This window comes from Filibacter tadaridae, from assembly GCF_900609045.1.
GTDB classification, from domain to species: Bacteria; Bacillota; Bacilli; order Bacillales_A; family Planococcaceae; genus Sporosarcina; species Sporosarcina tadaridae.
This window is the reverse complement of record NZ_UXAV01000042.1, coordinates 587,417-599,821: the sequence shown is the minus strand read 5'-3', so window position 1 is coordinate 599,821 and position 12,405 is coordinate 587,417. Positions and strand designations below refer to the sequence as shown.

14 protein-coding genes are annotated in these 12,405 nt (G+C 39.7%); 5 read left to right on the top strand and 9 right to left on the bottom strand.

The window, feature by feature from the left end:
* Positions 1-104 precede the first annotated feature (104 nt).
* The 6 genes from FILTAD_RS12380 to FILTAD_RS12355 form a co-directional block, all read right to left on the bottom strand.
* The gene (locus FILTAD_RS12380; protein ID WP_124071117.1) at positions 105-1,178 is read right to left on the bottom strand and encodes an ABC transporter substrate-binding protein; all 1,074 of its coding nucleotides are present in this window, start codon (positions 1,176-1,178) and stop codon (positions 105-107) included.
* Positions 1,175-1,975: an ABC transporter permease gene (locus FILTAD_RS12375; protein ID WP_124071115.1), complete on the bottom strand. Its 801-nt coding sequence runs from the start codon at positions 1,973-1,975 to the stop codon at positions 1,175-1,177. Before FILTAD_RS12375 ends, FILTAD_RS12380 begins: the two co-directional genes overlap by 4 nt.
* Entirely contained in the window at positions 1,959-2,783 is an 825-nt protein-coding gene (locus tag FILTAD_RS12370) for an ABC transporter permease (RefSeq protein WP_124071113.1), read from the bottom strand. Before FILTAD_RS12370 ends, FILTAD_RS12375 begins: the two co-directional genes overlap by 17 nt.
* Complete coding sequence (locus FILTAD_RS12365) at positions 2,773-3,879, bottom strand: ABC transporter ATP-binding protein (RefSeq protein ID WP_124071111.1); 1,107 nt, start codon at positions 3,877-3,879, stop codon at positions 2,773-2,775. The genes FILTAD_RS12370 and FILTAD_RS12365 overlap by 11 nt, the downstream gene beginning before the upstream one ends.
* Before the next feature lie 29 nt (positions 3,880-3,908).
* Positions 3,909-4,451: a helix-turn-helix domain-containing protein gene (locus FILTAD_RS12360; protein ID WP_124071109.1), complete on the bottom strand. Its 543-nt coding sequence runs from the start codon at positions 4,449-4,451 to the stop codon at positions 3,909-3,911.
* A 206-nt stretch (positions 4,452-4,657) separates the two neighbouring features.
* On the bottom strand, positions 4,658-6,112 hold the full coding sequence (locus tag FILTAD_RS12355) for a hypothetical protein (protein ID WP_124071107.1): 1,455 nt from the start codon (positions 6,110-6,112) through the stop codon (positions 4,658-4,660).
* A gap of 76 nt (positions 6,113-6,188) precedes the next feature.
* On the opposite strand from FILTAD_RS12355, the gene FILTAD_RS12350 reads away from it, so the two are divergent.
* The 4 genes from FILTAD_RS12350 to FILTAD_RS12335 all read left to right on the top strand — a co-directional run bounded on the left by FILTAD_RS12350 (position 6,189) and on the right by FILTAD_RS12335 (position 8,593).
* Positions 6,189-6,512 carry a hypothetical protein gene (locus FILTAD_RS12350; protein WP_124071106.1) on the top strand — a complete coding sequence of 108 codons (324 nt, stop codon included), beginning with the start codon at positions 6,189-6,191 and terminating at the stop codon, positions 6,510-6,512.
* A 205-nt stretch (positions 6,513-6,717) separates the two neighbouring features.
* Positions 6,718-7,260 carry a peroxiredoxin gene (locus FILTAD_RS12345; RefSeq protein WP_124071104.1) on the top strand — a complete coding sequence of 181 codons (543 nt, stop codon included), beginning with the start codon at positions 6,718-6,720 and terminating at the stop codon, positions 7,258-7,260.
* Between the two features lie 75 nt (positions 7,261-7,335).
* The gene (locus FILTAD_RS12340; RefSeq protein ID WP_124071102.1) at positions 7,336-7,788 is read left to right on the top strand and encodes a TlpA family protein disulfide reductase; all 453 of its coding nucleotides are present in this window, start codon (positions 7,336-7,338) and stop codon (positions 7,786-7,788) included.
* 145 nt (positions 7,789-7,933) lie between these two features.
* Complete coding sequence (locus FILTAD_RS12335) at positions 7,934-8,593, top strand: potassium channel family protein (RefSeq protein WP_124071100.1); 660 nt, start codon at positions 7,934-7,936, stop codon at positions 8,591-8,593.
* An 88-nt stretch (positions 8,594-8,681) separates the two neighbouring features.
* Here FILTAD_RS12335 and rnjA read toward each other — a convergent pair whose 3' ends face one another.
* The 3 genes from rnjA to def form a co-directional block, all read right to left on the bottom strand.
* A complete protein-coding gene (gene rnjA / locus FILTAD_RS12330) occupies positions 8,682-10,349 on the bottom strand; it encodes a ribonuclease J1 (protein WP_124071098.1) in 1,668 nt (555 codons plus the stop codon).
* Between the two features lie 3 nt (positions 10,350-10,352).
* Positions 10,353-10,562: a DNA-dependent RNA polymerase subunit epsilon gene (locus FILTAD_RS12325; RefSeq protein WP_124071096.1), complete on the bottom strand. Its 210-nt coding sequence runs from the start codon at positions 10,560-10,562 to the stop codon at positions 10,353-10,355.
* Between the two features lie 257 nt (positions 10,563-10,819).
* Positions 10,820-11,377 carry a peptide deformylase gene (def, locus tag FILTAD_RS12320; RefSeq protein WP_124071094.1) on the bottom strand — a complete coding sequence of 186 codons (558 nt, stop codon included), beginning with the start codon at positions 11,375-11,377 and terminating at the stop codon, positions 10,820-10,822.
* A 184-nt stretch (positions 11,378-11,561) separates the two neighbouring features.
* Here def and FILTAD_RS12315 point away from each other — a divergent pair, with 184 nt between their 5' ends.
* Complete coding sequence (locus tag FILTAD_RS12315; RefSeq protein ID WP_124071092.1) at positions 11,562-12,203, top strand: YkyA family protein; 642 nt, start codon at positions 11,562-11,564, stop codon at positions 12,201-12,203.
* The last annotated feature ends 202 nt before the right edge of the window (positions 12,204-12,405 follow it).

Sequence of the window (12,405 nt, the reverse complement as noted above, 5' to 3'; positions counted from 1 at the left end):
CGTGCCACTAAAGTATAATAGCATAGAAAACTAGATGATTGCACCTTTCGTTAACCTATTTTGTGGAGAAAAAATATCCCTGCACATGTACAGGGATAAATCCTTCATTTCATATCCATTTTGAATTCTAGGAATAATTCATTGTAATGCCCCAACATTTCAAGTCCTAGATTTTTATAGACCTCCAAATGGTCGCGTGCTTCCTCATCGGGATAGAAACGCTCGTCGGAAGTAACTTCGGGGTCCATAAGGTCCAAAGCCGTTTTATTTGGCGTGGAATAGCCAACGTAATCAGCATTTTGTGCAGCGACTTCTGGATCCAGCATGAAGTTGATAAATGCATAGGCCCCTTCGAGATTTGAGGCTGTACGTGGAATGACCATATTGTCGAACCAAAGATTTGAACCTTCTTCAGGAACGATATAATCAATATTTTCATTCTCGTACATCATATCTGCTGCTTGCCCGGACCAAGTGAGTGCAACTGCAGCTTCTTCATTGACCATTAGCTGTGTTACTTCATCTCCAATGACCGCTTTAACATTCGGGCTCATTTTCTTCAATTTGTCTGTCGCTTCCCGTAATTCATCCAAATCAGTCGAGTTTAAAGAATTGCCTAGCGAATTTAATCCCATACCAATTACTTCACGAGCACTATCGACTAAGACAACTTCGTTTTTTAGTGAAGAATTCCATAAATTATCCCAACTTTCGAACGTTTGGCCTTCCAGTAAACTGGGATTATAGGCGATTCCGAGAGTTCCCCAGAAGTAAGGGATTGAATATTTATTGTTAGGGTCAAACGCTAAATCCAGAAAATAAGGATCGATATGTTTTATATTCGGTATTTTTTCAAGATCGATTGGCAAGAGTAAGTCTTTTTCCGCCATCATTGCAATCGCATACTCTGACGGCATCGTAATATCGTAGGATGTTCCGCCTTGCTCGATTTTCCCCATCATCCCTTCATTCGAATCAAACGTTTCGTAAATCACTTTAATTCCAGTTTCCTTTTCAAATTGTTTTAAAAGATCAGGGTCAATATATTCACCCCAGTTATAGACGGAAATGGTACCTTTTGCGGAAGGGCCGCCACTTGCATTTAGTTTTGCATTAACGAACATAAGAATAGCCGAGACGACAACTATCAATGCTGCTACACGTATAATGTCTTTCATTTTCTCACCCCTGCAATCGGTGTTTTTGCCTTTCGACTAATGAAGTAATAACCGATGACGAGCGTTACTGTAACAATGAAAATTAGCCCGGTTAATGCATTGATTGTCAATGTAATTCCTGCACGAGCCATTGAATAGATTTCAACGGATAGCGTAGAGAATCCGTTTCCTGTTACAAAAAAAGTAACTGCGAAATCATCAAGTGAATACGTTAGTGCAAGAAAGAATCCAGCGAATATCCCCGGTTTTATAAACGGAATGATAACACGTGTAAGGATGTCACGTTTTGAGGCACCCAAGTCAAGCGCAGCGTCAATAAGCGATGGACTCATTTCCTGCAGCTTTGGTAATACCATAATGACAACAATCGGGATACTAAACGCGATATGAGAAATAAGGACGGAAGCAAATCCGAGTTTAATACCAACCAGTGTAAATAAAATTAGGAAAGATGCACCGATTATAACGTCTGGACTTACGATTAAAATATTATTTAGCGATAGCACGGCATTGCGCATCGCTTTGTTTCGCATAAATACAATAGCCAATGCTCCAAGTACTCCAATCGTAGTTGAGACAAGGGCAGAGAGAAGGGCAACAACAACTGTATTGATCAATATTACGATGAGTCGCGTGTCTTCAAAAACAGCTTTATAATGGTCCAGTGTGAATGACTCGAAATTCGACATCGAACCGCCCGAGTTAAACGAGTAAAAAATCAAATAAAAAATCGGCGCGTAAAGAATGATGAATATGATTATCAAATAGATTTTCGGTAGCTTACTTAACTTTCCCATTTCCTGTTTTCCCCCTTTCGCTGCCACTTGTGACGAGCATGATGATGAACATGAAAAGAATTAGGAACACAGCAATCGTGGAGCCCATACCCCAGTTTTGAGTGACTAGGAATTGCTGTTCGATTGCAGTTCCTAGTGTGATCACTTTGTTACCTGCAATAAGGCGAGTGATCATGAATAGGGATAATGCAGGGATAAAGACCACTTGAATCCCTGATTTCACACCGTTTAAAGTCAGTGGGAAAATAACCCGTCGGAATGTCGTCCAAGTATTTGCACCCAAGTCATAGGATGCATCTATTAACGCTGGACTCAATTTGTCTAGTGAATTGAATATCGGCAAAATCATGAAAGGAATGAATATATAAACCGCAACAAATACGAAGCTGAAATCTGTGAACAGAAGTTGCTGTTTACCAAGACCTGTCATTTCCAAAAATGCATTGACGGGACCATACAAACCAAGCAGTCCGATGAATGCATAAGTTTTAAGCAATAGATTAATCCATGAAGGAATAATGATTAGGAGTAACCAAAGTTGCTTGTGCGTTGTCTTCGTTAAAAAATAGGCAGTTGGATAAGCAAAAAGTAACGAGAAGAACGTAATAAGAAATGCATACCAAAATGAACTGATTGTCAGTTTGAAATAAACGGAAGTAAAAAAGTTTTGATAGTTCTCAAATGTAAAGTTACCCGACAAATCGAAGAACGAATAGTAAACGATAAGTGCAATTGGTGCAATTACAAAAAACAGGATCCATGCGCCATAAGGAATAATATAAAGCGGACGTAATGGTTTATTGTTCATCGACCGTTACCCCATATGATTCGAGTCTCGCATCGAATTCTTCTTCAGTTTCATTTAAACGCATAACGTGGATGTCTTCAGGATTGAAGTCGAGCCCGACAAGCGTGCCTACTTCTGCCTTTTTCGTTGAATGGACAAGCCACTCATTTCCATCTGTATCATATGTCGAAAGTTCATAGTGGACTCCACGGAATAGCTGTGTGTCGACCGTTACGTTCAATTTTCCTTTATCGACAGTTGTCAAATCAAGATCTTCCGGTCGGATAACGACATCAACTTTCTCATTCGGATTCAAACCTTGGTCGACACATTCAAATGTTTTTCCTGCAAATCGAACGACATAATCTTCTACCATCACGCCTGATACAATATTCGATTCACCAATGAAGTCTGCAACAAAGCGGTTTATGGGTTCGTCGTAGATATCCAGTGGTGTTCCTGATTGTTGGACTTCTCCTGTATTCATAACGAAAATCTCATCTGACATTGCGAGTGCTTCTTCTTGATCATGTGTAACGAAAACAAATGTTTTACCAAGTCGTTGTTGCAATTCCCTTAGCTCATATTGCATTTCAGTACGCAGTTTCAAGTCTAAAGCGGATAATGGCTCATCTAGTAGAATCACCTCTGGATCATTGATGATAGCGCGTGCAATTGCGACACGTTGTCGTTGCCCACCGGACATTTCCGAAATTTCACGTCTTTCGTATCCATCCAGATTTACGAATTTCAACGCTTCCCGAACGCGTCGATCAATTTCATCTTTTTTCACTTTTTTAATACGAAGTCCAAAAGCGATGTTTTCGTAGACATTTAAATGGGGAAATAATGCGTAGTCTTGGAAAACAGTATTAACTTGACGCTCATTTGCAGGCATCGTATTGACTTTCTTTTCATTGATGTATATCGATCCTTCAGTTGGTTCGGTAAACCCTGCAATCAGTCGTAAAATTGTTGTTTTCCCACAACCGGAAGGTCCTAGAAGCGTATAAAACTTTCCACGCTCCATTTCAAAAGAAACGCCATTCAAGACAGTCGTATCTTCACTATATTTTTTTGTTACATTTTCAAAACGGATTATCGGTTGAGGCGTCATTGTGACACTCCTTTTCTGTTGGTTGGATTTCAGAGATAAGATTCTGTAGCAACTAATAAAAGTTCGGTTGTTCCTTCAAACGCATTTAATAAGCGGTGATGTTCAGACGCATCATAATAAACAGCATTCCCAATAGATGCGAGATAGTATCTGTCCCCAATTTCAATTTTCACTTTCCCTTTTAAAACGTATATGAATGTCTCAGCAAGCGAGGGTTCAAACCTCTTGAATTCTCCTTTTTCCCGGAAAGTAATATAAACTGGTTCCATATCATTTTCATTGGACCGTGGAACAAGCCAGCGGATACTGTATTTCGAATCATCATCTTGGAATATCGTTTGATCTTCATCTGAATACACGACGTTCAAATTTTTTTTCGAATCATCAAAGAAGTCTTTTGGTGTGGTGCCAAGAACTTCTAATAATGCAAATAACGTTTCGATTGAAGGGGAGCTGAGGTCACGTTCCAGTTGTGAAATATGACCTTTTGTTAAATCGGTCCGTTCACCAAGCTCCTCTTGTGTCAGTCCTTTTTTTAAACGAAGGCTTTTAATTTTGCTTCCTATTTCCATGACGATCCCTCATTTATTTAAAATGGGTAAGTTTATTAATACTGAACTTGAAGTTTACTGTAAACCTTTTCTATTATACAAAATATCTGCTGAAAATCAATAATAAATTTCAAAAAACGTAGGATGAACTAAAGATCCGAATCAAAACCGCTCCGGCTACCCCTTTTAAGGCGCCTTCGCTGGTTTGCATCACGCCGGATTAATTGTTACATTGTGGAGCCCTGTTTTCTTTTCCGCCATTTTTGATAGAGAAGCCGACCTAATGTAGTCACGATCATGTATGCGGATAAGGCAATTCCACTAATAGCGGTGAACAGTGAAATCCATTCAAGGAACGTGTAAGACGTTGCTGTTTTCCATGCAAATGGGGATTTCCAATCCTCAATGACAAGGTTCATGCCGTAAATACCTGAAACGACTGTGAAAATAGTCAATACAAAGAGAAGCATATTCATTTTTCCGGAGGCATTATTTTCTTGGCTTTTGTATAGTTCCTGCAAGGAATTATTTACGTCCTTATACAATATATCCAGATTATATGATTGCCTGAAAAGATCTGAAAGCTCTTTCCCCTCCGAACGTGTACTTATTTCTTGGAAGTAGTACATAGATGAAAATAATGTAATGAGTTTGATAAGTGATTTGACGAATTCTTCATCCTGTTTCCAATTAATCTCGCTATATTCATATGCCACCCGTAGCAGCATAATTTTATAGAAGTAATGCAAAAGACAGTTATAATAGTGCGTACTCATAAACTGGGAAATTTCACGTTGCATTTCCGAGGGGGAACGATTCGTCACAGTTATGAAAGCTTTTTCAGTTGCAACAGTGTATGTATCGGTTGCCCATCTATCGTGAACAGATTTGTCGAGTATGCGCTTAATATAATTTGGGTTATGGGTAGATATGAATTCATGGCCTTCCGGTGTTCTGCCATCTATAGAACCCATACGGTATAATTGATCTTCGGTAATTTCGGAACCTTCCTGTGCGAAAAAGAAAGCAGCCGCATACATTCGCTCATCCTTATAATAAGGGAGAGAGCCGAAATAGCCGCTTAACTTTTCATCCTGCATCATATAGGGATTAAGGTATGGATATAGATAGTCGAATAAAAAATCGTGAACGGATAGATTTATGGCTTCATTTTTGTGGGTGATTTTTGCACCTTGTTCTTCTTTTAACTTGGAGTCTACAGCCCTGAAATGATTCATAAAATCAAGTACATCTGATAGTTCATGTGCTTTCTTATCAAGCTCGACTTTTATGACAAGAAAAGCAATGCCAAAAGGTCCTAAAAGAACATCAGTACTCTTTATCGTGAAAGGTTGTTGGTCGTCTCTTAACTCGAGAAGGAATTCCCTGTTCATAACTTGTGTGAAACGATGGAAACCATTTTCTTTCAAAGAACGTGGGAAAAGTTTATGCTCGATGTAGGGAAGAAAATATTGTTCCAGTTCGCTGTCGATGACTGTAATCTGTGTTCCATAGTATTTCTCGTCATTTGTAGCATCGCCCAATCGAAAAGGAATATAGTCATGTTTTTTTAATGTACGGGCGAATGAGTGAAGTTCCTTTTTTTTATAACCGAAAGGAAGTACAAATGACATATGCATACGCGTAATAGTAAGATGTGTGAGTGAGATCTTTTTTTTCATTGGAAATTCACCTTTTTCATAATTGAAATTTAGCGTTTTAATGGTACAATATAGCGAATAAACGGGGGGCTTACGATTGGGAAATAAGAAGGTTTTTTACTTGGATCCGGATGACCGGAAATGGACAATGGAGGACCTAGGACTTAGTTGGGAAGCCATCGAAAATCCTAGGGCCGGTAAAAAAGAAATTGAAGGTACTTTTTATGTGAAAAACGGCAAAATCTGCGAATGGTCGGAGCTGCCGAATCACTGTAAAAAATGCCTTGATCCACTAGATTATAATGATGAATTCGATTCGGTTTTTTGCCCGTCTTGTAATGAATGGCGAGAAGCCTCGTGCAGCGACCCAACTTGTGAGTACTGTTTAGCAAGACCCGCTAAACCATCTGATTGTCAGTAAAGCTTTTCATAACTCTTCCCTTAAAGAGAAGAAGGTTAAACATTCATTGGTAAGAAGGGTCTTGGAACTGTCACATATCAAACAGGATAGCTTGCCGACCGAGTCACCCTAATTGAATTTGGGCAGACTGTTTGATATTCTGGGTAAGTAGAGTACGGGAAAGTAGAACATCTTCGTGCTAATGATTTTTTGGAGGGATTATATAATGATTGAACGTATGGTAGGTAAACAAGCTCCAGATTTTACAATGGAAGCAGTCTTGGCTGATAAGTCTTTCGGTAAAGTAAGTCTTGCAGAAAACATGAAAAATGATAAATGGACAGTATTGTTCTTCTACCCAATGGACTTCACATTCGTGTGTCCAACTGAAATCACAGCAATGTCTGACCGTTATGACGAATTTGAAGACCTTGACGCTGAAGTCATCGGTGTCTCAACTGATACAATCCATACGCACCTTGCTTGGATCAACACGAATCGCAAAGACAATGGTCTTGAACAGTTGAAGTATCCACTAGCTGCAGATACGAACCATACAACTGCTCGCGACTACGGTGTATTGATCGAAGAAGAGGGCATTGCATTGCGTGGTCTATTCATCGTCAATCCTGAAGGTGAACTACAATATCAAACGGTATTCCACAACAATATCGGTCGCGATGTAGACGAAACGTTGCGCGTTCTTCAAGCGCTACAAACTGGTGGACTTTGCCCGGCAAACTGGAGACCAGGTCAAAAAACACTATAATAGTTACCTACACCTATGAAGCCCCACGCATTTACAGAGCTGTGGGGCTTTTTGAAAATTAAGGAGGATAATCATATGAAATTACGGGATCAAATGCCTGAACTTGAAGGGGCAACAGCTTGGTTGAACGGAGAAAAAACAAAAACGGAATTGGTCGGGGAAAAACCGACACTTATCCATTTTTGGTCTGTTAGCTGTCATCTATGTAAAGAAGCGATGCCTGAAGTAAATGAATTCAGAGATCGTTACAAAGAGGATTTAAACGTTGTTGCGGTCCATATGCCGCGCTCGGAGGATGACTTGGACCTCGAACAGATTAAGTCTATTGGTGCCGAACACGACATCTCTCAACCTATTTTCGTTGATAGTGAAGCGAAATTGACTGACGCATTCGATAACCAGTATGTACCTGCTTATTATGTGTTCGACAAAGATGGACAGCTTCGTCACTTCCAAGCAGGAGGCGGAGGCATGAAAATGCTTGAAAAACGTGTCAACCGTGTATTGGATGAAATGAAAAGAGACTGACCTTTTTAGTGCCTGATAACGCTGTAAGTGCGTTGTCAGGTTTTTTGAATGTAAAAAAGTTAAAAAATAATAAGGGCTCGTTGTGAGAAACTGTGCGATTATGGTACACTTGTCGCATTCAATAGCGGATAGGGGAGACTGTTGTATGAAAAAAGAATTTGTCGTAATTGGCCTAGGACGTTTTGGTGGAAGTATCGTCAAGGAGCTTATTGACCTTGAGGCTGATGTTATGGCAATAGATATTTCACCCGAACGAGTAGATGAATATGCGCCTATTGCCACACAGGCGGTAGTAGCTGATACAACCGACGAATCAGTTCTTAGATCGCTGGGCATTCGAAACTTTGAACATGTCATCGTAGCAATTGGTGAAAACATCCAGTCAAGTATTTTGACAACACTCATGTTAAAAGAAATTGGCGTACCTAAAATTACGGTGAAAGCCCAAAATGATTATCATGCAAAAGTGTTGCAGAAAATTGGAGCTGATAATGTTGTTCATCCTGAGCGGGACATGGGGATCCGAATTGCAAATAATATGGTGTCAAACAATATTCTCGATTACTTAGAGTTGTCCGATGAGTATTCGATTGCAGAAATAAAAGCGAGTGATAAGCTTGTAGGGTTCACGTTAATCGACCTTGATATACGGGCAAAATACGGTGTCAATATTGTAGCAATTAAAAGAGGTAAACAAATATTAGTTTCACCTCAAGCTATTGAAAAAATCCAATTGGAAGACATTTTAATCGTTATTGGTTCCGATAAGGATATCCATAGTTTTGAAAAAAAAGCACTTCATTAAAAAAAACCGCCAATGTTTGCATACATTGGCGGTTTTTTTTATGAGAAGAGAGTATATGATTTTCAACTTTTCTCAATGGAAAGTAACCTCAAACTTCCATTATAACCGGAAGCACCATTGGTTTACGTTTTGTTTTATCGTAAAGATAAGGTCCTAATACATCGACAATTTCTGTTTTAAGTGCAGCAATTTCTGTCGGGGAGTTACCCAATTTACGTTGCATCTGCTTGTACAACATATGCTGAGCTTCGTGAATCATCGTTCCGGATTCACGCATGTAAACGAAACCACGTGAGATGATATCTGGTCCTGAAACGACACGGTTTTTCTTTTTGTCAACAGTCGCGACAACGATAACTAAACCGTCTTCTGAAAGCATTTTCCGGTCGCGTAGGACCACGTTTCCAATATCACCGATTCCACTGCCATCAATGTAAACATCACCCGATGGGATACGTCCTGCAAGCCTTGCTTCATCTGGCGTTAAAGCAAGTACATCGCCGTTGCCCATAATGAAAGTATTCTCACGCGGGACATCACAAGATACAGCGAGATTCGTATGCATTTTTTGCATCCGGTATTCGCCATGAATCGGCATGAAGAATTTTGGTTTGATCAATCGTAGCATCAATTTTTGTTCTTCCTGTGATCCATGTCCAGAAGTATGAATATTGTTAAGGGAGCCGTGTAGAACATCAGCGCCTGCTCGGAACAATGCGTTAATCGTTTTATTAATACTTAGCGTATTTCCTGGAATTGGTGAAGAGGAGAAAATAACCGTATCCCCAGGATGAATTTGTACTTGTCGATGTGTACCATTTGCAATACGCGAAAGCGCAGCCATCGGTTCCCCTTGACTACCTGTACATAGAATCATAACTTCACTTGCAGGTAGGCGATTCAACGATTGTGTATCAAGAAACAATTCTTTAGGGGCGTTAATATACCCAAGTTCTCGCCCGATGGTAATCGCGTTATCCATACTACGTCCGAACACAGCGATCTTACGTCCGAGCAGTTGCGCAGCTTCGATAACTTGTTGGAGACGGTGAATATTGGATGCAAATGTTGCGAAAATGATTCGGCCTTCAACTTTCCTGAAAATATCATTTAGGCTATCGCCGACTTTGCGCTCGGACATTGTAAAGTTAGGAACTTCGGCATTCGTACTATCAGAGAGTAAACAAAGAACACCCTCACTGCCGATTTTAGCCATTTTTGTTATGTTAGCCGGTTCGCCAACAGGTGTGAAATCGAATTTGAAATCCCCTGTATGAACGATATTACCAGATGGCGTTTTCACAACAACACCGAATGCATCTGGAATACTATGAGTTGTCCGAAAAAAAGACACGGCTGTTTTTCGGAATTTGATGACATCATCTTCACCGATAGGAATCATTTCCGTTGTTCGTAATAAGCCATGCTCCTCCAGTTTGTTTCGCAGGAGACCCAAGGCAAGCTTTCCGCCGTAGACAGGTATATTAATTTTTTTCAGAAGATAAGGAATTCCACCGATATGATCTTCATGACCGTGGGTGATGAAAAGACCTTTAATCTTGTCGACATTCCTTTCGAGATAGGTGTAATCAGGAATGACGTAATCGATACCTAGTAATTCATCATCTGGGAATTTAATACCGGCATCAATTAAGATGATTTCATCTTGAAATTGCACACCGTATGTGTTTTTGCCGATTTCACCTAGTCCGCCTAGTGCGAATACAGCTGTTTCATTGTTCTTAATCGACTTCATTAGTTAGACCTGCTCAATCTCGAAATAGGGTGCAGCCTGTTCGTGTTCGAGATATTGCCCATCTAGATGCTGGATGAATTCAATGTTGTACCCACGTTTTTTTAACTTTTCACGGACTGCCCTTTCCGAATCCGCTTCGATGTACATGCTTTTAGTATTCTCGCGGACAGGTATTTGTAGCATGCTTTCTTGATAATAGACTTTGAAAATCATCGTATGCTCTCCTTTTTTACGTTCGTTTAAATTGATTCTCTTTATATTAGCATGTCACTTGCTTAAAATAAAGAAAAGCCCACCAATAAAACAGTGGGCTACTATGACTAAGCAATCGTTTTTTTTCCGAGGATGCCATTCAGCCGCTTCAACAGTTTTCGTTTCAGACGTTTATACATGGCTTTATCACTCCTTGGACCTATTATACTATTTTCTGAACTATCCGTCAAGCAAATTTGGTTGACAGATAGTTTCTGTTAAGTACGTTCAAATGGAATTGCTCCTGGAATTTCTTTAAGAGGTGCTCTCTTATCTATATGATCGTAGAACATAACGCCGTTCAAGTGATCCAGTTCATGTTGGAAAGCAATTGCGGCAAAACCTTTTAAACGTTTTTTATATTCCTTGCCATCAATATCGTATGCTTTAAAAGTGATTCGTGCATAACGGGGAACATATCCCTCAACATCCCGATCAACTGAAAGACAACCTTCACCCGGTACAAGGTATGTCTTTTCAACTGAATGACTAACGATTTTGGGATTAATGGCAACAAAACTTAACGGCTTGTTATCCTCTTCTTCTATATGAATGGCGAACATTCTTTTCAGTTTATTCACTTGTGGGGCAGCAAGTCCAATACCCGGTCTTAAGCCGTAGCGATCACACGTTTCTGTTTCTTGGCTGTTGACTACATATTCGATTAAATCGGCAGCAAGTTCCTGGTCTGCGTCGGATAAAGGAAACACGACTTCCTTGGCTTGCTTACGAAGTGCGGGATGTCCTTCGCGGACGATATCTTTCATAAGAATCATTTGTTAAACTTCCTTTCGGGGAATCATTACACCTTATTATAAACCAATGTGAATAGAGGGGAAAGAAATTTAGCGCAAACTTGAAATCATTAATGTGGTCCGCTATAGTTTAACAAACACAATTCAAAATCTGGACGCAATTATACCGTGGCGTGATTGATAAAATAATCGGAGGGATTAGACCGTGAAGAAATGTGTAATGGGATTAGCGTTATCGGTATCATTAATTCTTTCGGGGTGTAGTTTCGGTTCGACAACTGAAAAACAACTGTCAGATGCTCTGAATAACATGAATAGCGCTGAAAAACAGTACCGCAGCGAACAATCTAAACTTGTAGAACTTGAAAAGTCGGAACAGCAATTATTTGATGAAGTGATGAAACTGACACAAGAACAAAAAGAAGAACTTGGAAAGAAAGTTTCTGAACTTGATGAGCTGCTTCTAGAACGAATTAGCCATCTTGAAAAAGAAGAGGAGTCGATGGCTACAGCGAGGAAAGCGGTAGAGGATTTCAATCCTATTATTGAAAAGGCGGAAGACGCTGAAAAAAAACGGATTGAAGAGTTGAAAAAAGTAGTTAGCAATCGTTATGAACTTCATTCCGCATTCGTGGAGGAATATGAAAAACTGACAGAACTGCAAAAAGAATTGTATGACATGCTAATTGCTGAAGGGACGGAATTACCCGATTTGAAAGAGTTAGTAGCTCGTGTGAATACGCAAAACGAAAAAGTTCAAGCGGCAATCACTGAATTCAACGAAGCAACGGGGACAGTGAATGATAAGAAAGACGAGTTATTTGCGAGTTTAGAAGAAGCTGAATAGGTGTAAAGGAAGAGTGGGATTCCAATTCCTACTCTTTTTTTATTGCCATAATCGGATTTTCGAAATAATCGCCAATCTATTATAATACAGTTGAAACATTGTGCTAATACAGACTTATATTTTCAGTGAATTTCGGTAACTGAATAAGCTTCATCCTTGTGAGAATGCTATGTTTGACCATCCGGTTTCATTTCAGTATACT